Genomic DNA, 20,311 nt, shown 5'->3' with positions numbered 1-20,311 from the left:
CGGCTGGGATGCGACGATGAAGGTTGTGCGACGCTGAAGGTTGTGCGGCATGCCACCCGTTTGCATTCGGCGCCCGAGGTCAAGGGGCGTACGATTGACGGGTTGCCCGTGCGCCCGTCGTACGTCGCTGTTCAGCGAGCAGCTGCAACTGAAGCAGAGCATCCCCGCGCCACCCGGGACGCAGTACGCCGGCGTGCGCGCACCCCCGACATTCTGGAGACCATCGAAGTGAAGAGCGCCGTCGAGACCTTGGAGCCCACCAAGGTCAAGCTGACCGTCGAGGTGGACTACGACGAGCTCAAGCCGAGCATCGATCACGCCTACGAGCACATCGCGGAGCAGGTGAACATCCCCGGCTTCCGCAAGGGCAAGGTCCCCCCGCGCATCATCGACCAGCGGGTCGGCTGGGGCGCCGTGATCGAGCACGCCGTGAACGACGGCCTCTCCGGCTTCTACCGCGACGCGCTCGGCGAGACCGACCTGCGTCCGCTCGCCCAGCCCGAGATCGACGTCACGGACGTCCCGGCCAAGGCCGGCGAGGGCCAGCTGAAGTTCACGGCCGAGGTCGAGGTGCGCCCCGAGATCGAGCTCCCGGAGCTCTCCGACGTCGACCTGACCGTCGAGTCGACCACGGTCACGGACGAGGACGTCGCGGAGCGGATGGACGCCCTGCGCGAGCGCTTCGGCACCCTGGTGGGCGTGGACCGTCCGGCCGTCGAGGGCGACTACATCGTCATCGACCTGAAGGCCGTCATCGGTGACGAGGAGGTCGACTCCGTGTCGGGCGTCTCGTACCAGATCGGCTCCGGCAACATGCTCGAGGGGCTCGACGAGGCCCTGACCGGCCTGTCCGCCGGCGAGACCACCACGTTCAAGGCACCGCTGGCCGGCGGCGACCACGAGGGCAAGGAGGCGGACGTCACCGTCACCGCCACCTCGGTCAAGCAGCGCGACCTGCCCGAGGTGGACGACGACTTCGCCCAGCTCGCCTCGGAGTTCGACACGCTGGAGGAGCTGACCGACGACCTGAAGACCCAGGTCGCCGGCATCAAGACCTCCAACCAGGCGGTCACCGCCCGGGACGCGCTCATGGAGAAGCTGCTCGAGACCGTCGAGGTCCCCGTGCCGACCGGCGTCGTCGAGGCCGAGGTGCACCGTCACCTCGAGTCCGAGAGCCGCCTGCAGGACGACGAGCACCGCGCCGAGGTCACCGCGGACGCGACCAAGGCGATCAAGAACCAGATCCTGCTCGACACCCTCGCCGAGAAGCTCAAGGTGCAGGTGAGCCAGGGCGAGCTCGTCGAGTACCTGGTCAGCGCCTCGCAGCAGTACGGCATGGAGCCGAGCGAGTTCATCCAGACGCTCGAGCAGGGCGGGCAGATCCCCGCCATGGTCGGCGAGGTCGCGCGCTCGAAGGCCCTCGCGGTCGCCCTGCGCCAGATCGAGGTCAAGGACTCCGACGGCAACGTCGTGGACCTGAGCGAGTTCATCGGCTCGGACGAGACCGACGAGGCCCAGCAGGCACTCAACGACGCCATGGCGCAGGCCCAGGCGGCCGGCGAGGCCGAGGAGCCCGAGACGTCGGAGCCGGCGAAGGCCTGAGACACGCCGGGCCCGTGAGGGCTCAGGCATGACGTCCGACGGCGGTCCGCACCCTCCGCGCGAGGGTGCGGATCGCCGTCTGCGTACCCCCTGACTTCGCCGTGGGCAGCACCGGTGCGCTGTCGGCGAAAAGCCCGCTGAATCAGGAGTTCTGGCGGGCAGAGGCACGTTAGGGTCGAGCGACACGACGTCGTAGGACGTGGTCCAAAGACGAGAGTCAGAACCGAGGAGATGGACGTGAACGATCTGCTGCGGATGGATGCTGGGCCGGTAGCGCGGACGGAGGGTGCTGGCTTCGGGCTCAACGACTCCATCTACAACCGGCTGCTCAAGGAGCGCATCATCTGGCTGGGGTCGGAGGTGCGCGACGAGAACGCCAACGCGATCAGCGCACAGATGATGCTTCTCGCGGCCGAGGACCCCGACAAGGACATCTGGCTGTACATCAACTCGCCCGGCGGCTCCATCACGGCCGGCATGGCGATCTACGACACCATGCAGTGGGTGAAGCCGGACGTCGCCACCGTCGCGATGGGCATGGCGGCCTCCATGGGGCAGTTCCTGCTGTCGTCGGGCGCCAAGGGCAAGCGCTACGCCACGCCCCACGCTCGCGTGATGATGCACCAGCCCTCGGGCGGCATCGGCGGCACCGCGACCGACGTGCGCATCAACGCGCAGCTCATCATGCACATGAAGAAGGTGCTCGCCGAGCTGACTGCCGAGCAGACCGGGCAGCCGCTCGAGACGATCATCAAGGACAACGACCGCGACAACTGGTTCACGGCCCCTGAGGCGCTGGAGTACGGCTTCATCGACCACGTCGTGGAGAGCGCCACGTCGGTCTCCGGCGGCGGCGGTATGACCAGCTGACCGCCCGAAAACGCATCCAGACCTTTTTGCGAGGAGACCACCGTGAGTCCTGAAGCCCAGTTCGTCGCAGCCGCAGAGCGCCTTGCCGGCGCACGTGCCCACTCGGGCATGGGGCTGCCGTATTCCACCGCCTACGGTTCTTCCGGCGCCATGCCGTCCGCCCGCTACGTGCTTCCTCAGTTCGAGGAGCGCACCGCGTACGGCTTCAAGCGCCAGGACCCGTACACCAAGCTGTTCGAGGACCGCATCATCTTCCTGGGCGTCCAGGTCGACGACGCGTCCGCCGACGACGTCATGGCCCAGCTCCTGGTCCTGGAGACCCAGGACCCGGACCGCGACGTGATGATGTACATCAACTCGCCGGGTGGCTCCTTCACGGCCATGACGGCGCTGTACGACACCATGCAGTTCATCAAGCCGCAGATCCAGACCGTGTGCCTTGGCCAGGCGGCGTCGGCCGCTGCGGTCCTGCTGGCCGCGGGCCAGCCGGGCAAGCGCCTCGCGCTGCCGAACTCGCGCGTGCTGATCCACCAGCCCGCGATGGAGGGCGGCGGCTACGCGCAGGCCTCGGACATCGAGATCCACGCGAACGAGCTCATCCGCATGCGCGAGTGGCTCGAGAGGACGCTCGCGTTCCACAGCGGCAAGGATGAGGAAGAGGTGCGGAACGACATCGAGCGCGACAAGATCCTCACCGCCGCCGAGGCCAAGGACTACGGCCTGGTCGACGAGGTGCTCGAATCGCGCAAGGCGGTAGCGGTCGTGCGGCCCTGACCGCTCGGTCCAGGTTTTCGAGACCGCTCGATGCCCGACGCCGGGGCGCCCGCCAATACTGGTGGACGACGAGCCCCGGCGTCGGGCATTGTGGGACACGCCACGCAGAATCTGACAAAATTGTCATGATCTGGTGAAAATCGGTCGGGCGACCCGCCGGGCCGCCCGGCTGACAACAGCCCACCGGTGGTGTGGAATGGAACTGAGACCGCTCGACGTCGCGGATCTGCTGGGCCAGCCGGCCCGGACGGGACTCCGCGAGGGTGCACAAGGCGAGGAGACAGGTAGTGGCGCGAATCGGTGACGGCGCGGAACTGCTGAAGTGCAACTTCTGCGGTAAGTCGCAGAAGCAGGTGAAGAAGCTGATCGCCGGGCCGGGCGTGTACATCTGCGACGAGTGCATCGAGCTGTGCAACGAGATCATCGAGGAAGAGCTCGGTGAGGCGGCAGAGCTAGGCCTGACGGATCTGCCCAAGCCACGCGAGATCTTCGAATTCCTCGAGCAGTACATCATCGGCCAGGACCCCGCCAAGCGCGCCCTGGCCGTCGCCGTCTACAACCACTACAAGCGGATCCAGGCGGGCGAGGCCGGACGGTCGATCGGACCCGACGACCAGGACCCCGTAGAGATCGCCAAGTCGAACATCCTGCTCATCGGCCCCACGGGCACGGGTAAGACGTATCTGGCGCAGACGCTCGCGAAGATGCTCAACGTGCCGTTCGCCATCGCTGACGCCACCGCCCTCACAGAGGCCGGCTACGTGGGCGAGGACGTCGAGAACATCCTGCTCAAGCTCATCCAGGCCGCTGACTACGACGTCAAGAAGGCCGAGACGGGCATCATCTATATCGACGAGGTCGACAAGGTGGCCCGCAAGGCCGAGAACCCGTCGATCACGCGCGACGTGTCCGGCGAGGGCGTGCAGCAGGCGCTCCTGAAGATCATCGAGGGCACCACGGCATCGGTGCCGCCGCAGGGCGGGCGCAAGCACCCGCACCAGGAGTTCATCCAGATCGACACGACGAACGTGCTGTTCATCGTGGCGGGCGCGTTCGCCGGGCTGGACGACATCGTGGCCGCCCGGTCCCGCAAGCGCGGCATCGGGTTCAGCGCCCCCATGGAGTCGATAGCGCTCGACGAGGACCTGTTCGCCGAGGTGCGGCCAGAGGACCTGCAGAAGTACGGGCTGATCCCCGAGTTCATCGGCCGCCTGCCCGTCATCGCGTCCGTCTCCTCGCTCGACCGCGATGCGCTGGTCCGGATCCTCACGGAGCCGAAGAACGCGCTGGTGAAGCAGTACAAGCGCATGTTCGAGATCGACGGCGTGGAGCTCGAGTTCGACGAGGAGGCTGTCGGCGCGATCGCCGAGCAGGCCCTGCTGCGCGGCACCGGCGCGCGTGGCCTGCGGGCGATCCTCGAAGAGGTGCTCCAACAGGTCATGTTCGACGTGCCGAGCCGCGACGACGTCGAGCGCGTGGTCATCACCCGCTCCGTGGTGCTCGACAACGTGAACCCGACGGTGGTGCCGCGCAAGAGCCCGGTACGGGGCCGTCAGCCGCGCGAGAAGAGCGCCTGACCGGGTACTGGTCCCACCCCCGGCGAGGTCGGTGTCAGTAGGTCGAGGCCGGCTGGGTGTGCGCCACCGGGGCGCCGTACAGCGCGTCGATCATGTCGGCGAAGTCGGCGAGCACCTTGGCGCGCTTCACCTTGATGGACGGCGTGAGGTAGCCGTTCGCCTCGGTGAAGTCGATGTCGAGCACCGTGATCTTGCGGATCGACTCGGCCTTGGAGACCGCCTCGTTGGCGTGGGCGACCACCTTGTCGAGCTCGGCCAGGACGCGCGGGTGCACGCGGGCCTTGTCCACCGACAGGTTGGGCAGGCCGTTCGCGGCGCACCAGCCGGGCAGCATCTCGGCGTCGAGCGTGACCAGGGCGCCGATGAACGGCCGCTGGTCGCCGACCACCACGACCTGGCTGACGATCGCGTGGGCGCGCATGCGGTCCTCGAGCACGGCCGGTGCGACGTTCTTGCCGCCGGCCGTCACGATGATCTCCTTCTTGCGGCCCGTGATGTGCAGGTGGCCGTGCTCGTCGAGGCGACCCAGGTCACCGGTGCGGAACCAGCCGTCGACGAAGGCCGCGGCGGTCAGCTGGGGCTCGTTGCGGTAGCCCCGGAAGATGTGCGGGCCGCGCAGCAGCACCTCGCCGTCGTCGGCGATGTCGATGTCCGTGCCGAAGAACGCGGGGCCCACGGAGCCGATCACTTGTCGGTCCGGGCGGTTGACCGTCGTCGGGGCGGTGGTCTCCGTGAGGCCGTAGCCCTCCAGGATCGTGACGCAGGAGCCGCGGAAGAAGTGGCCGAGGCGTTCGCCGAGCGGCGCACCGCCCGAGACAGCCCACTGGAGCTGGCCGCCCATGGTCGCCTTGAGCTTGCTGAAGACCAGCTTGTCGGCGATCGAGTGCTTCGCCGTGAGCGTGCGGCCCGGGCCCGACGGCGTGTCCAGGGCGCGGGAGTAGTCCTCCGCGACCTGGGCGGCCCAGGCGAAGATCTTGGCCTTGAGGCCTGACGACGCCCGCTGCTCCGCGCTGTTGTAGACCTTCTCGAACACCCGCGGCACGGCCAGCAGATAGGTCGGGCGGAACGAGCCGAGGTCGGCGACGAGGTTCTTGACGTCCGGGGCGTGGCCCAGGACCGCCTGGCCGGCGATCGTCGCCACCTCGACGTAGCGCGCGAACACGTGCGCGAGCGGGAGGAACAGGAGCGTGCGGGCGTTCTCGGCCTGGAGCAGCTCGGGGATCCCGACGGCGGCGTTCATCGTCAGGTGCGCGAAGTTGCCGTGCGTGAGCTCGACACCCTTGGGACGGCCGGTGGAGCCGGAGGTGTAGATGATGGTCGCCAGGTCGTCGCGCCGGACGGCGTCGCGCCGCTCGGCCACGATGCCGGCGGACAGGTTGGTGCCCGCCTTCCGCAGGCCGAGCACGGCGTCGTCGTCGAGGAGGAGGATGTCCTCGAGCCCGGGCAGGTTGGGGCGCACCTGGGTGACGATGTCGGCGTGGGCGCTGGACTCGACGACGATGAGGCGGACGTCGGCGTCGGACAGGATCCACTGCACCTGCTCGGCCGACGACGTCTCGTAGACGGGCACGGGCACCGCGCCGGCGGCCCAGATGGCGAAGTCGAGCAGCGTCCACTCGTACCGGGTGCGCGACATGATCGCGACGCGGTCGCCGACACCGATGCCACGAGCCACGAGGCCGCGGGCGACAGCGAGGACCTCGTCCTCGAACTGGCGCGCCGACACCTTGATCCACGGGCCGCTGGGGGAGTCACGCCGCTCGATGAGTGCCTCGTTCCCGGAGCGGGCCACCCGGTCCGCGAGGATCGTGTTGATGCTGGTGCCCTCGGGCACCTCCACCAAGGCCGGCGACGAGGCGAGTGTCATGTGCTGCTCTCCGTTGAAGTCTTGAACAGGTGAAGCCACAGTTCCGGGCCTTCACCAAGTTGCGTGCCTGCTCGGCAGACTGTAGCCGATCTGCGTCGCAGGTCGGAACAGCCTTTGCCTGGTCGCGCTTCGCCGGTCAGGGCCCCGGGCGGTTAGCCTCTACTTGTGTCTGACAACCAACCGACCAGCGCTCCGGTGCCGTCCGAGATCATCCGCCTCCGCGGGAGCATCGACAACATCGACGCGGCACTGGTGCACCTGCTGGCCGAGCGGTTCAAGATGACGCGCAGGGTGGGGGAGCTCAAGGCCGTTGGCGGCCTGCCCCCCGCGGACCCGTCGCGCGACCAGGAGCAGATCGCACGGCTCACGAACATCGCTGAGGCGTCCGGTCTGGACCCCGAGTTCGCCGTGCAGTTCCGCCAGTTCATCGTGAGCGAGGTCATCCGCCACCACGAGCTGATCGCCGCGCAGCACAAGGGCGACAACCTGCCTGAGGTCGACACCTACGCTTGAAGGGGCTAGCGCTTGGCGTGAGTTTGCCAATTTCTGGTGACTCGTCGACGTTGAGTGGTAGAAATTTGGTGCCCTGGTCACAAGTAATTCCCGCAGGGGGGTGGCGCTGGCCCGCGATCCGTCGTTTCCTGGAGGGAACGCCGGGGGGCGGGGTCATGCGGTAGGGCATCACCTCGACCTCGGCGGGAGATGCGGAGGTGCGTATGAAGATCGATTGGCTCAAACCCCTCCTCGGCCACCGGGGCCCCTTTGCGACGGTGTACCTGGACGTGACGCCGTCCCAGCAGGCCGCTGACCGCGACGTCGGCAGTCGCTGGAACGCCGTGCGCAAGGAGCTGGCGGAGCAGAAGGCCCCGAGGGCCGTGCTGGAAACGATCGAAGAGGTGGTGGTTCGGCCCACGTGGGTTCCGGGACCGCACGGCAGGGTCGTCATCGCCGACGACACGGGCGTGCTGGTGGATCGCGTGGTGAACAACCCGCCGGCCTCGAGCTCCGGCTCGTGGGCGCCGGTACCGGCGCTGCTGCAGGCCGCACTGGCGGCCGACGAGTCCGTGGAGCTGCTCAAGGTGGCTATCGACCGGACGGGCGCGGACTTCTTCCGTGTGGGGCAAGGTGGCAAGGTGCACACCACGTTCCAGGCGCCGCACGACGAGATCGAGAAGTCCGGCTCCACGGGGGTCAAGCGGGCGCGCATCGAGTCCCGCGCCGAGGACTCGTGGGACCGCAACGCGGAGGCCGTGGCGGCCGAGATCGAGCGTCGCGTGGCTGAGACCAGGCCAGAGCTGGTGCTGCTGACCGGGGACAAGCGGGCGGTACCGCTCGCGCGTGCCGCGTTGACGGCGCCGACGGCGGAGAAGGTGGTCGAGGTCCCTGGCGGTGGACGTGGCGCCGGGGTGCACGAGGGTGCGTTCGCCGAGCGGGTCTCCGAGGTTCTCGACTCCTACCGGGAGCGGCGTCGCGAGCGCGTCATCGCGGAGCTGCGGCGTGAGCTCGGCCGCGAGTCGAACGCCGTGACGTCGGTGGACGACGTCGTGACGGTGCTCGCCCGCGGGCAGGTCAAGGAGCTCGTGCTGTCGGAGGAGTATGTCTCGGCCACGGGGCCCATCAACGGGCGGAGGCTCTGGATCGGTCCGGATCCGGTGCACATCGCGGCGTCCCGGTACGACCTCGAGGCGATGGGGGTCACCGACGGGCTGGAGGAGCTGCCTGCCACGGTCGCGCTTGTGCGTGCCGCGGTGGGGCAGGACGCCGGCCTGACGTTCGCCCCTGAGGGCTCGATCGAGCTCATGGACGGAGTCGCCGCGACACTGCGATGGCACGACGACGGCACGCCGACCGAGGCGCTCGCGAGCATGTCGGGCGACGATCGACGCATGCACTGACTCGCTCACGTGAATTCGTTGTGAATTCTCGGCCGGTTGACCGGGGTAAAGGCGGCCAGAACGGGCGCCCACGGGTCTGGAATTTCCGGTTTACCGTCTATGGGAAATTGTTGCTCAGAATGTGTCCGGTTTGCCCATACACACGGAAACGCATTATCGGTACGGTCTCGGGCCATGGGGATTCATTGTGAGTACGCGCGGCTGGCCGCCGACGACTTCGACAAGGCACGGACAGATCTGACCTGGGCGCTGGAGCACATCGACGAGCTCGCCGGCGAATGGGTACAGATGGACCTTCCGGCAAAGGAGGCGAGGTACTTCAGCATCGGCACAGTATGGGGACCGCTCCACACGGTGCTGCTGGTGCACGGCGGGATGCCCGTCGACCCGGTCCAGGGCGGTGTCGAGCTTGCTCCGACCGGCGGGATCAAACCGGCGCGCTATCTGGGCCCGGAGGAGGTGGAGAAGGCCGCCGCGTTCCTGGTGGGCACGTCGTTCGAGGCCCTGGCGCCGCTCGCCGACGCCGCCCACGTGTGCGACGAGGATGTCTGCCCGGACCCGACCGAGCACGCCGCGGAGACCGATCCGAAGCGCCTGGCGGAGGCATACGGTGAGCTCACCGCGTTCTACGGCGCCGCCGCCGAGGCGGGCGACGCCGTGGTGCTGATGCTCAACTGACGATGCCGAGGTAGAACTGTGGCGAGATAGAACTGGGGCTGAGGCGCTGATCAGCACCTCAGCCCCAGTTCTATCTCGCCACAGTTCTACCTCGGCAGAGAGCGGTCAGCCCTTGTTGCGCGGCGGGGCCTCGCCCAGCTCGCTCGACGTGACGACCATGCCGCCCTGGACGGCCTGGTCGCCCTGGCCTTCCGCGGCCGCCACCAGATCGAGCGGGCCGGTGACGCGGCCGGCAGCCTTGATGTCCTCGACCGCGGTCTCGACAGCGGCGAGCGACCCGGCCGGCACGGCCAGCGCCGCGGCCACGATGGGCGTGCGCATCGACGCCTTCGCCTCGGACTTCACCTTGCGCAGCGCCGCCAGGGCGTGGCCGGCGGCCGCGAGGTCCGCCGGGTCGGCGTCGCCGCCGGCCACCCGCAGCGGCTCCGCGACTGGCCAGGCCGCGCGGTGCACGGAACCCTCGCGCCACCAGGACCAGACCTCTTCCGTGGCGAACGGGAGGTAGGGCGCCAGGAGGCGCAGCATGGTGTCGAGTGCGATGGCCAGGCTGGTGCGGGCCGACGTCGTCTCCGGGGTGAGGTCCGCGGAGTCGGCGCCCGCGCCGTAGGCGCGATCCTTGACGAGCTCGAGGTAGTCGTCGCAGAACGTCCAGAAGAACGTCTCGGTGACTTCCAGCGCGCGCGTGTGGTCGTAGGCCTCGAGCGCCGCAGTGGCCTGCTCGACGACACCTCCCAGGCCCGCGAGCATCGACCGGTCCAGAGACACCGTGACCGCTGCCGGGTCGAGTGCGATCTCGCTGCCCGCGCCGCCGCCGAACGACAGCGCGAACTTCGAGGCGTTGAGGACCTTGATCGCCAGGCGGCGGCCAATCTTCATCTGGCCCACCTCGAACGCCGCATCGGTGCCCAGGCGAGCCGACGCCGCCCAGTACCGCACCGCGTCCGAGCCGTGCTCAACGAGCAGGTCCATCGGCGTGACGACGTTGCCCTTGGACTTCGACATCTTCTTGCGGTCGGGGTCGAGGATCCAGCCGCTGATCGTCGCGTTCTTCCAGGGCAGCACCTTGTTCTCCAGGTGCGAGCGCACCACGGTGGAGAAGAGCCACGTACGGATGATGTCCTGGCCCTGCGGACGCAGGTCCATCGGGTAGACCCGCTCGAACAGGTCGTTGTCGCGTTCCCAGCCGCCCACGATCTGCGGGGTCAGGGACGACGTGGCCCACGTGTCCATGACGTCGGCGTCGCCCACGAAGCCGCCGGCCTGGCCGCGCTGGTCCTCCGTGTAGCCGGCGGGCGCCTGCGAGGTCGGGTCGACGGGCAGGACTTCCTCGGCCGGGGCGATCGGGTGGGCGTAGTCCACCTCGCCCGACGCGTCGATCGGGTACCAGAGCGGGATCGCGACGCCGAAGAAGCGCTGGCGGCTGATCAGCCAGTCGCCGTTGAGGCCGCCCACCCAGTTCTCGTAGCGCACGCGCATGAAGTCCGGGTGGAAGTCGAGCTCCTTGCCGCGGGCCAACAGCTCCTCGCGCAGCCCTTGGTCCCGGCCGCCGTTGCGGATGTACCACTGGCGCGAGGTCACGATCTCGAGGGGCTTGTCGCCCTTCTCGTAGAAGTTGGCCTTGCGCTGCGTGGCGACGGGCGCGGACGGCATGTCGCCCGACGCGGTGAGCGCGTCGACGATGGCCTTGCGCGCGCTGAACGTCGTCTTGCCCGCGACCTCCGTCTCGAACAGCTCGGCGCCCGGACCGCCTGCGATCCACTCCGGCAGGTCGCCCGTGACGCGGCCGTCGCGGCCGATGATCGAGCGGGTCGGCAGCTGCAGCTCACGCCACCACTGGACGTCCGTGAGGTCACCGAAGGTGCAGCACATCGCGATGCCCGCGCCCTTGTCCGGCTCCGCCATGTGGTGGGCGACGACGGGCACCTCGACGCCGAACAGCGGCGACGTCACGGTCGTGCCGAAGAGGTGCTGGTAGCGCTCGTCGTCCGGGTGCGCGATGAGCGCGACCACGGCCGGGATGAGCTCGGGGCGCGTGGTCTCGATGTACACGGGCTCGCCGTCGGACTGGTGGAACGCGACCCGGTGGTAGTGGCCCGGGTAGTCGCGCGCCTCGAGCTCGGCCTGCGCCACCGCCGTCTGGAACGTGATGTCCCACAGACCTGGCGCCTCCGCCTGGTACGCCTCGCCACGGGCGAGGTTGCGCAGGAAGGCGCGCTGCGCCGTCGCACGGGAGCTGTCGCCGATGGTCTGGTAGGTCTGTGCCCAGTCGACCGACAGGCCGAGGCGGCGCCACAGCTCCTCGAACGTGCGCTCGTCGTCCGCCGTGAGGCGCTCGCACAGCTCGATGAAGTTGCGGCGGCTGACCGGGATCTGGTCCGCGGGCTTCACGTTCTTGCCGTCGGTGCCCTGGTGCGGCGGCTCGAAGCCTTCCGTGTACGGCAGCGACGGGTCGCAGCGCACCCCGAAGTAGTTCTGGACGCGACGCTCGGTGGGCAGGCCGTTGTCGTCCCAGCCCATCGGGTAGAAGACCTCGCGTCCCTGCATGCGCTTGTAGCGGGCGACGACGTCGGTGTGCGTGTAGCTGAAGACGTGGCCCACGTGCAGGGAGCCGGAGACGGTGGGCGGCGGGGTGTCGATCGAGTAGATCTCGGCGCGCGTCTTGGTGCGGTCGAAGGCGAAGGTGCCCTCGGCCGTCCAGCGCTCGTCGAACTTGGTCTCGAGACCGTCCGTGCTGACCTTGTCCGGTACCTCCTTGACCACAGCGCGTACGACGTCGCCGCCGCCTACCGAGGCGGCGGGAGAGTCTTGGGCGGGTGTGGTCGCGGCCGGGTCCGTCGGCCCGGGGGAGGTGGGAATGCTCATGCGGACAAGTGTCCCAGATTCGAGCAACCCGAAGCGCACGTTTTCCACAGGTTGGGCCGGCCGGTCAGCCGGCCAGGTGCGACCAGTTCGGCTCAAGGTCGCGCCAGTGCCCGACGGCGGCCACGCGCCCGCCGTCGAGCACCACCACCCGGTCGGCCACGGCCAGGGTCGCGGCGCGCGACGTCGTGCCCAGCACCGTGGTGCCCGCGGCCCGCAGGCCCGACCACACCTCCGCCTCCGTGACGGCGTCGAGGGCCGAGGAGACGTCGTCCACGAGGAGCAGATCGGACCCCGTAGCCAGCGCCCGGGCCAGACCGAGCCGCTGCACCTGCCCGCCCGAGAGCCGCAGGCCTCGGTGCCCCACGAGCGTGCTGGTCCCGCCCGCCTCGGCGACGTCGCGCTCGAGCCCGGCCGACCGGACCGGGCCGGCCACGGGGCGGTCGTGGTCGAGGCGCACGTTGTCCGCGACGGTCCCCGACACGACGTGCGGCACCTGGGCGACGTGCGCGACGCGGGGCGGGCGCAGGAACGTCTCCGGGTCGGTGATCTCGGCGCCGTTCCAGGTCAGTCGGCCGCCGACGTCGACGAGGCCCGACAGGGCGGCGAGCAGGGACGACTTTCCGGACCCGACGCGGCCCACCACGAGCACCAGCTCACCGCGCCGGACCGTGAGCTCCACGCCGGCGACGCCCACCGTGCCGTCGTCGTGCGTTGCGCTGACGCCGTCCAGGCGCAGCTCGCGCAGGGCGCCCGCTGCGGCCGTCCCGGCGTTCCTGCCCACCTGTCCGTCCGCGTGCTCACCGGCCTGCTTGTCGGCCTGCTCGTCGGACACGGCCGTCCCGGATGGGACCGCTGTGCCCGCGAACAGGTCGATGTCGCGAGGCACGTCGGCGAGGCGGTCCGTGCCCGCGTACCGGGAGCTGACGTCGACCCAGCGCCGGGCGGTCGCGGCGCTCGTGACGAGGTCGCCCAGCCCGTACCCGATCCAGCTGAACGTGCCGATCGACGTGCTGACCAGGAGCGTTGTGGCCAGTGACCACGTGCCGTTCAGGTGCAGCGTCCACGCGAGCACCGCCGCGGCACGGCTCAGCACGGACGGGCCGAGGCCCACCAGGAAGCCGGTCCGCTCCTCCCGCAACGAGGCCTGCACGCGGCGGCCGTCGACCCGGGCGACCTGGGCGAGGACGCCGCCGGTCGCTGCCGTCAGCTTGACGGTGCGCACGGCGTCGAGGGCCGATCCGAGCAGGCGGCCCAGCTCCGCCGCGGCGTCGCCTGCCCGCCGCGCGGCGGCCGCGACGGAGCGGCTGCCGAGGACCTGGACGGCGAACATCACGGCCGCCATGGCGAGCCCGATCGCGCCGGCCAGCAGGCTCCCGCTCAGGAGCACGAGCACCGCCAGGGTGACGGGCGCCGTGACGAGCTCGCGCCAGGCCTGGGTGTGGCCGGTGAGCCGATACTCCTCCTGGGCGCGTGCGGCGATCTCGCCGGGGGCGTCGCGGACGGTGCGCCGCTGCGCCGTCTGCCCCCGCAGGACCGCGAGGTGCAGCCGCAGCCGCGAGTCGGCCCACCACCGTGCGCTCGTCAGCCGGACCGTATACGGCAGCAGCGTGTTGGCCACCACCGCCACCAGGATCGCGCCGGCCAGCAACCAGGGCGTGGAGCCGTGCTCCAGGCTCACGACGAGCGTCGCCCACAGCCAGCCGACCACCAGGCCGGTCGAGGTGAGGTAGTCCGTCAGCTCCCACACGATGGCCGGGACAAGCAGGCCCGCCGGGCGGGCGCGCAGCGTGCTCCACACGGCGCGCATCATCGACCCACGCCGCGGCTGGGCGGCCTCGCCTCGCCGCGCCGAGACTCCGACGCCGGTGCGGGCTGCCTGTGCGGACAGGTCTGGTGCACCGGGGTTCGGCGCGGGACCGGGTGCACTGGTGCCCGCCCCAGCGCTGGGCATGCGGACGGCGACCGCCCCGGCGTCGCTCGCCCGAGCGCCGCCTGCCCCAGCGGCGACCGCCCCGGCGTTGGCCGGCCCCTCGGAACCAGGCGGGGCCGCCGCCTCCGCGCCGAGGTCCGCGAGCCCAGCCGCGGTGACCAGCCGGGCGAAGTGGCCGTCCGATGTCGCCAGCCGGTCCCACGGACCGTGCTCCACGAGGCGGCCGCCCTCCAGCACCGCCACGGTGTCGGCGTGCCGGGCCGTGGACAGACGGTGCGCGACGACTATCGCCGTCCGTCCCGCCAGGAGGGTCTGCGCGGCCAGGGTGACCCGTTCTGCCGTCGCCGGGTCCATGCGCGCGGTGGCCTCGTCGAGCACCACCACCTCGACGTCACGCACCAGGAGCCGGGCGAAGGCGACGAGCTGCTCTTCCCCGGCCGACAGGGTCACGCCGTCCGGCCCCAGCCGGGTGTCCAGGCCGTCCGGCAGGGACGCGACCCACGCGCGCAGGCCGAGCGCGTCCACAGCCTGTTCGACCCGCTCCGCGGGAACGGGCGTCCAGAGCTTGATGTTGTCGGCGAGCGTCGCGGCAAGGATCTCGGTGCGCTGCCCGACGACACCGACGCGTGTGCGCAGCTCGTGCACGTCCAGATCGGTGATGTCCCGGCGGCCCAGGAACACGCCCCCGGCGGGCGGCTCGACCGCCCGGGACAGCATCTTGGTGAGCGTCGTCTTGCCCGATCCCGTCCGCCCCACCAGCGCGCAGGTGCCGCCCGCCGGAATCGTCAGCGAAAGCGGGCCGAGGGTGAAGCTGCCGCCGTAGGTGAATGTCAGGTCGCGCAGCTCGATGTCGACCCCGTTGGACCGGCCGGAGCCGGTCCGGCCCGGGAACGGCGCGCCGCCGTCGGGCTCCTGGGGTGCGGCCAGGAGCTCGCGCACCCGCTGGAACGTGCCGATCGCCTCCTCGACCCGGGGCAGGAGGCGGCCCAGCACGTCCACCCGGCCCACGAACCCCGTGACGAGCAGCCACAGCGTGACGAGGCGCGCGACGTCCAGCGTGCCGCCCGTGACGGCCCACACGCCGCCGACAAGGACTGCGCCCACCAGGGCGTCCAGCGGCAGCTCCGTGCGCAGGCGGACGCGGGAGAACGCCATGGACCACTCCTCCCGGAGCCGGATCTGGCGCGCGGCCAGCTCGGCGTACCGGCGCAACGCGTAGCGCTGGCCGTGCGCGGTGCGCAGGTCGTCCCGGGCCGTGACCGCCTCCTCGAACTGCGCCATGTGGTCCGAGACCGCCTCGGCGCTGCGCCGGCTCAGGGCGCGCAAGGGCCGCGCCGACCGGCGCGCGAACATGAGTACCGCGGCTGCCACCAGCGGGAACGCGACCCACGCCGGCCACCACACCAGACCGGCCGCCACCCACCCGACCACCAGGCTGATCGCCGCCTGACCCAGGGTGATGCCGATCCCGCTGATCGCGCGGGTGAGCCGCGCCGGATCCCCGTTGACCCGGTCAAGGAGCTCGCCCACCGCCTGCTCCTCGAGTGCGGGCAGGGGTTGGCCCAGGGCAGCGGCGGCGAGGTCCGAGCGGAGCGTGGCCTCCGCTCGGGCTACGGCGCGCTGCACCACCAGCCACGTCACGGCGTCCAGCACGACGACAGCGCCGCTCACCACCGCGAGCATGACGAGCGTGTCCCGGGCCGGGTCCGCGGCCATCCTGCCCGTCACCACCGCGGCGTACGACGAGGCCGCAGCGGCCAGCAGCGCTGCCGGGACCGCGATGGCGGCGACACGCAGCGCGCGGCGGCGCCACGGGGTGTGGCGCTGACCGCTGGGCGGGCGAGCTCGGCGGCTCGGCCGAGCCGGGATGTGGGGCACAGCACGACTCTGCCACTGGCCTCTGACACTCGGCGGGCGCCCCCAGGATGCGGGCCCAGGTGGGTCCCGACGGGTCCGAGCAGAGCCAGGGGCGGGTGTCAGAGGTGCCTTGTAGCGTGGTTTTCGTGACCCCTTACCGTGAGCTCGCGCCGCCCACCGGCCTGCTGCCGGTCGTGGCGTGCCTGTGGGAGCACGAGGCGCCGCCCGGCCACCAGCAGCGGATCATCCCGGACGGCTGCGTGGACCTGGTCCGGCTCGACGGCGAGCTGGTGGTCGTCGGCGCCGACACGGGCCCGGTCGTCGCCGGGCCCAGCAGCGCTCCGGCGTCGCGTACCAGTGGCATCCGGCTCCGGCCCGGCGCGGCGGGCGCCGTCCTGGGCATCCCGGCGTCGGAGGTGCGGGACCTGCGCGTGCCTCTCGCCGACGTCTGGCCAGACGTGGGTCCGGCGCTCGCCGACGCCCTCAGCGCGGCCGACCCACCAGGGCGGCTGTACCTCCTGGCGCGCACGGTGCTGCAGCGCAAGGCGGAGCGCGACGGGCTGGTCGCGGCGGCCGCGCGAAGGCTCGGCGCGCCCGGGACGCGGATCTCCGGCGTCGCCGAGGCCCTGGGCGTGAGCGAGCGGCACCTGCACCGCCGCACCGTGGAAGCCGTCGGCTACGGGCCCAAGATGCTGGGCCGAGTGGCCCGCTTGCGGCGGCTGATCGGCCTGTCCTCGGGTTCATCGACACCGCTCGCGGAGCGCGCGGCGGCGGCCGGGTACGCGAGCCAGGCGCACATGTCCGACGAGGTGCGCCGCCTGACCGGTCTCACGCCCGTCCGATTTCTGGAAGACGCCGCCCTGACCGCCGCCTAGCGTCGCAGGCATGAGCACAACAACGGGAATCGACATCGGAGCCGCCAAACGGTTCATCTACGACGACGCCCGCCTGCTGGAGCGGCACCGCCTCGCGGTGCTGTTCGACGGCGCACCGAGCGGACGTGTCCTGGACGCCCTGCGTCCTTACCGGAACGACGACGGCGGATGGGGCCACGCCCTGGAGCCCGACCTGCGCGGGCCCGACAGCCAGGTCTCGGCCGCGATGTCCGCGCTCGAGGTGCTCGCCGAGCTGGGCATCGCCGCCGACCCGGCGGTGGAGCTGCTGGTCACCGAGACAGCCGACTGGCTCGCCTCCGTAGCACTGCCGGACGGCCGGGTGCCGCACGTGCTGCCGACCGGCGTCGGCTACCCGGCCGCGCCGTGGATGCAGGAGCCGAGCGACAACGGGCTGCTCACGTTCGCGATCGCCGGCCACCTGTGGCATCTGGGCGTGAACCACCCGTGGCTCGACGCGGCGACCGCATGGTGCTGGGGGCAGGTGGAGGGGGACGCCCTCCTCCAGGGCGGGTACACGGTCGAGTTCGCCGTCCACTTCCTCGACGCCGTGCCCGAGCCGGACCGCGCGGCGGCAGCCGTCGAGCGGCTGCGGCCCGCGCTGCGCGAGGACGGGTCCATTCCCGTCGAGGGCGGGCAGGACGACGAGAAGCTCCGGCCCCTGGAGCTGTCCACCAGGCCGGGTGCACCCAGCCGGGCGCTGTTCTCTTCAGGCCAGATCTCGGCGGAGCTGGACCGGCTCGAGCAGGAGCAGCTGGACGACGGCGGCTGGGACTTCGACTTCCTCCACTGGTCGCCGGGACAGGCCGTGGAGTGGCGCGGCATCGTCACGCTCGGTGCGCTGCAGACCCTCCGGACGCACGGGCGCCTCTGAACCGACCGCGAGCCCCCAGGCGCACAGGACCTCGTTTGTTGTGGGCGCGATCGTTGCGACGTGGTGTCCGTTTTAGGCGCAACGATCGCGCCCACAACAAAGGGTGGTCTGCGGGGGTCCATCGGTTGAGCCGTCAGCGGGTGGCGTCCCAGTACCAGCCGTAGCCGTATTTGCCTTGCCGCACCTCCACAGCGGCCAGCGGCCCGACGTCGGGCAGCGTGACGGTGACGGTCACCGGATTGGTGTCCATGAGGTTGCCCAGCGTCCAGAACGTGTCCTGCGCGGCCGCGTCGGCGGGCTCGCTCGGCAGCGTCGTCCCGTCCTGCCCGACGGCGTAGACGTCGAGGTGCGCGCTCGGCGTCGGATTGCCGTAGAGGCTCGTCCCCACCTGGTCGCACGCGAGCTTCAGCCTGGCCTGCCGCTCCTCCACCCCGATGACACCGGCGATCCAGCACGAGCCCTCGTCGAGATGTTTGACGGTCCCTTGTGCCCAGGGGCGGTCCCGGCTGCCGTCGGCGGCCGGCTGGACCGGGCTCGGGCTGTTCTGCGGTGGTGTGGTGATCAGCGTCTGGCCGCTGCCGGTGGGCTCTCGGTCGTCACTGGTGAGCGAGCTCCAGACACCGAACGTGGCCCCGGCCAGCACCGCCGTCCCGGCAGCCACCGAGCCCAGGACGACCATGGTCCGCCTCCGGCGGCCCCTGTGCGCGCCGCCCCGTGGTGTGCGGCGACGACCGGCGCCGGAAACTCGCCGCGGCTCGACCAGGGGGAGCGTGACACCGGCCGGGGCGGGAGCGCCGAGCGAGTGCAGGATCGCGTCAAGAGACGGCCGCCCCTCCGGGTCCCTGACCAGGCAGGCATCGAGGAACGGGCGCAGGTACTCGGGACAGTCGTCGTAGGACGGTTCCTCGGCCGAGACCCGGTACAGCACGACGGCGGGATGGTCCCCCTCGAAGAGGTAGTTGCCGGTAGCGGCGTAGTAGGCAAGCGCGCCGAGCGCCCAGACGTCGGTTGCCGAGGTCGTACGGCTCCCCATGGCCTGTTCCGGGGCCATGTACATCGGCGTACCGACCGGTTGCCCGGTCATGGTCAGCCGGGTCGCGCCGATCGAGGAAACCACGCCCAGGTCGATCAGGCGCGGACCGTCGGGCCCGAGGATCACGTTGGCCGGCTTGACGTCGCGGTGCACCAGACCGGCGCGGTGGATCGTGTGCAACGCCTCGGCGACGCCCACGACCAGGTTCGCCACGGCCGCCTGGGGCAGTGGGCCGTGCGCGGCCAGCTCCTGCGAGAGGGTCGGCCCCGGCACGTACTCGGTGGCGAGCCAGGGAAGCTCCGCATCGGGATCGGCGTCGACCAGGTTCGCGATGAACCGGCTGCGCACCTTGGCCGCGGCGCGTACCTCGCGCCGGAAGCGCGCGCGGAACTCGTCGTCGTCGAGCTGGGCGCCCCGGATCAGCTTGATGGCTACCTGCTGCCCGCGGCGCGCCGTCCCCAGGTAGACGTCGCCCATGCCGCCGCTGCCCAGCCGGCTCCGGACCCGGAACGGCCCGATGGTGCGCGGCTCGCCGGACCTCAGGGCCGCCGGCTCCGGTATGAGGACCTTCGACCGAGCGGGCGGATCGTGCAACACGGAAGGCTCCCCCTAGCGGTCCAGGGCGAACCGGACATATATGGCGTGAACGCGTGGCAGGTTATCGCACCGAAGTGGTCGGTCGCCGCAAAACTAGCCCCGGCACACCCGATCACCCAGGGCCGACGGCGCCGGCTCCGCGCCGAGCCCTCGAGCCCGCGCCGGAATGTGAGGATGGTCCCGTGGAACGACTCAGCATCTGGGCCCCCGACGGACTGCCCGAGATCACGCCCGGCGACGACCTCGGCGAGCTGATCGCCGACCTCCTGGCGGGTCAGGAGGAGCAGGACCGGCCGCGCGACGGCGACGTCGTCGTCGTGACCTCCAAGATCGTCTCCAAGGCGGAGGGCCGGGTCGTGGCCGCCGACGACCGCGAGCAGGCGATCACCGACGAGACCGTCCGCGTCGTCGCCCAGCGGGAACGCCCGGGGCTGCCACCGCTGCGGATCGTCGAGAACAAGCTTGGCCTGGTGATGGCCGCCGCCGGCGTCGACGCCAGCAACACGCCCGAGGGCACGGTCCTGCTCCTCCCCCTGGACCCGGACGTCTCGGCCCGCACCATTCGCGCCGCGCTGACCCAGCGTCTGGGGCTGCGGCGGATCGGCGTCGTCGTCACCGACACGGTCGGCCGCCCGTGGCGGGAAGCCCTGGTCGACATCGCGATCGGCTGCGCCGGGATCACCCCGACGGACGACCTGCGCGGCAGCACCGACACCCACGGGCGCCCGCTCAACGTGACGGTCACCGCCGTCGTCGACGAGATCGCCGCGGCGTCCGAGCTGGTGCGCGGCAAGTCGACCGGCCGGGCCGTCGCCGTCGTGCGCGGCATGGGCCACCACGTCACCGACGAGGACGGCCCGGGCTCCCGCGTCCTGGTGCGCGGCAGTGCCGACGACCTGTTCCGGGAGGGCTCGGCCGAGGCCTACGCCCGCGGCTTCGCGGACGGCCGTCGCTGACGCCTCGCCTACCCGGTGACTCTGCCTAGGTTCATGCGATCTCTGG

General features: G+C 71.0%; 14 protein-coding genes. 10 read left to right on the top strand and 4 right to left on the bottom strand.

Features of this window, described 5'->3' with window-relative positions:
- Positions 1-228 precede the first annotated feature (228 nt).
- The 4 genes from tig to clpX all read left to right on the top strand — a co-directional run bounded on the left by tig (position 229) and on the right by clpX (position 4,823).
- The gene (gene tig / locus IE250_RS14565) at positions 229-1,602 is read left to right on the top strand and encodes a trigger factor (protein ID WP_189669995.1); all 1,374 of its coding nucleotides are present in this window, start codon (positions 229-231) and stop codon (positions 1,600-1,602) included.
- A gap of 231 nt (positions 1,603-1,833) precedes the next feature.
- Complete coding sequence (locus tag IE250_RS14560) at positions 1,834-2,472, top strand: ATP-dependent Clp protease proteolytic subunit (RefSeq protein ID WP_373301693.1); 639 nt, start codon at positions 1,834-1,836, stop codon at positions 2,470-2,472.
- A gap of 42 nt (positions 2,473-2,514) precedes the next feature.
- Positions 2,515-3,246: an ATP-dependent Clp protease proteolytic subunit gene (locus IE250_RS14555; RefSeq protein ID WP_308434139.1), complete on the top strand. Its 732-nt coding sequence runs from the start codon at positions 2,515-2,517 to the stop codon at positions 3,244-3,246.
- A gap of 287 nt (positions 3,247-3,533) precedes the next feature.
- Entirely contained in the window at positions 3,534-4,823 is a 1,290-nt protein-coding gene (gene clpX, locus IE250_RS14550) for an ATP-dependent Clp protease ATP-binding subunit ClpX (protein ID WP_189669994.1), read from the top strand.
- Between the two features lie 34 nt (positions 4,824-4,857).
- Here the strand turns inward: clpX and IE250_RS14545 are convergent, their stop codons facing one another.
- On the bottom strand, positions 4,858-6,690 hold the full coding sequence (locus tag IE250_RS14545) for an AMP-dependent synthetase/ligase (RefSeq protein WP_189669993.1): 1,833 nt from the start codon (positions 6,688-6,690) through the stop codon (positions 4,858-4,860).
- 165 nt (positions 6,691-6,855) lie between these two features.
- On the opposite strand from IE250_RS14545, the gene IE250_RS14540 reads away from it, so the two are divergent.
- The 3 genes from IE250_RS14540 to IE250_RS14530 all read left to right on the top strand — a co-directional run bounded on the left by IE250_RS14540 (position 6,856) and on the right by IE250_RS14530 (position 9,263).
- Complete coding sequence (locus tag IE250_RS14540; RefSeq protein ID WP_229872468.1) at positions 6,856-7,203, top strand: chorismate mutase; 348 nt, start codon at positions 6,856-6,858, stop codon at positions 7,201-7,203.
- A gap of 203 nt (positions 7,204-7,406) precedes the next feature.
- Positions 7,407-8,585: a baeRF2 domain-containing protein gene (locus tag IE250_RS14535; RefSeq protein ID WP_189669992.1), complete on the top strand. Its 1,179-nt coding sequence runs from the start codon at positions 7,407-7,409 to the stop codon at positions 8,583-8,585.
- Between the two features lie 174 nt (positions 8,586-8,759).
- The gene (locus IE250_RS14530; RefSeq protein WP_189669991.1) at positions 8,760-9,263 is read left to right on the top strand and encodes a DUF1877 family protein; all 504 of its coding nucleotides are present in this window, start codon (positions 8,760-8,762) and stop codon (positions 9,261-9,263) included.
- A gap of 105 nt (positions 9,264-9,368) precedes the next feature.
- Here the strand turns inward: IE250_RS14530 and valS are convergent, their stop codons facing one another.
- Both valS and IE250_RS14520 read right to left on the bottom strand, forming a co-directional pair.
- A complete protein-coding gene (gene valS / locus IE250_RS14525; RefSeq protein WP_229872467.1) occupies positions 9,369-12,125 on the bottom strand; it encodes a valine--tRNA ligase in 2,757 nt (918 codons plus the stop codon).
- A 64-nt stretch (positions 12,126-12,189) separates the two neighbouring features.
- Entirely contained in the window at positions 12,190-15,933 is a 3,744-nt protein-coding gene (locus tag IE250_RS14520) for an ATP-binding cassette domain-containing protein (protein ID WP_189669990.1), read from the bottom strand.
- A 125-nt stretch (positions 15,934-16,058) separates the two neighbouring features.
- Here IE250_RS14520 and IE250_RS14515 point away from each other — a divergent pair, with 125 nt between their 5' ends.
- Both IE250_RS14515 and IE250_RS14510 read left to right on the top strand, forming a co-directional pair.
- Positions 16,059-16,787, top strand: a complete 729-nt coding sequence (locus tag IE250_RS14515; RefSeq protein ID WP_189669989.1) for a helix-turn-helix domain-containing protein — start codon at positions 16,059-16,061, stop codon at positions 16,785-16,787.
- Between the two features lie 10 nt (positions 16,788-16,797).
- Complete coding sequence (locus IE250_RS14510) at positions 16,798-17,679, top strand: hypothetical protein (protein WP_189669988.1); 882 nt, start codon at positions 16,798-16,800, stop codon at positions 17,677-17,679.
- Positions 17,680-17,812: 133 nt separating this feature from the next.
- On the opposite strand, the gene IE250_RS14505 is transcribed toward IE250_RS14510, so the two are convergent.
- Entirely contained in the window at positions 17,813-19,309 is a 1,497-nt protein-coding gene (locus tag IE250_RS14505; protein WP_189669987.1) for a serine/threonine-protein kinase, read from the bottom strand.
- Positions 19,310-19,491: 182 nt separating this feature from the next.
- Here IE250_RS14505 and cofE point away from each other — a divergent pair, with 182 nt between their 5' ends.
- On the top strand, positions 19,492-20,265 hold the full coding sequence (gene cofE, locus IE250_RS14500; protein WP_189669986.1) for a coenzyme F420-0:L-glutamate ligase: 774 nt from the start codon (positions 19,492-19,494) through the stop codon (positions 20,263-20,265).
- The last annotated feature ends 46 nt before the right edge of the window (positions 20,266-20,311 follow it).

Origin of the sequence: Promicromonospora soli, assembly GCF_014653785.1 — a bacterium.
Taxonomy (GTDB): Bacteria; Actinomycetota; Actinomycetes; order Actinomycetales; family Cellulomonadaceae; genus Promicromonospora; species Promicromonospora soli.
The sequence above is the reverse complement of the archived record's forward strand: the minus strand, read 5'-3'. Positions and strand labels throughout refer to the sequence as shown.

Bases quoted from the DNA above. Each gene is read 5' to 3' on its own strand.
- IE250_RS14560 (WP_373301693.1), top strand. From the start codon at position 1,834: ATGGACGTGAACGATCTGCTGCGGATGGATGCTGGGCCGGTAGCGCGG.
- IE250_RS14545 (WP_189669993.1), bottom strand. From the start codon at position 6,690: ATGACACTCGCCTCGTCGCCGGCCTTGGTGGAGGTGCCCGAGGGCACC.
- IE250_RS14535 (WP_189669992.1), top strand. From the start codon at position 7,407: ATGAAGATCGATTGGCTCAAACCCCTCCTCGGCCACCGGGGCCCCTTT.
- IE250_RS14530 (WP_189669991.1), top strand. From the start codon at position 8,760: ATGGGGATTCATTGTGAGTACGCGCGGCTGGCCGCCGACGACTTCGAC.
- valS (WP_229872467.1), bottom strand. From the start codon at position 12,125: ATGAGCATTCCCACCTCCCCCGGGCCGACGGACCCGGCCGCGACCACA.
- IE250_RS14510 (WP_189669988.1), top strand. From the start codon at position 16,798: ATGAGCACAACAACGGGAATCGACATCGGAGCCGCCAAACGGTTCATC.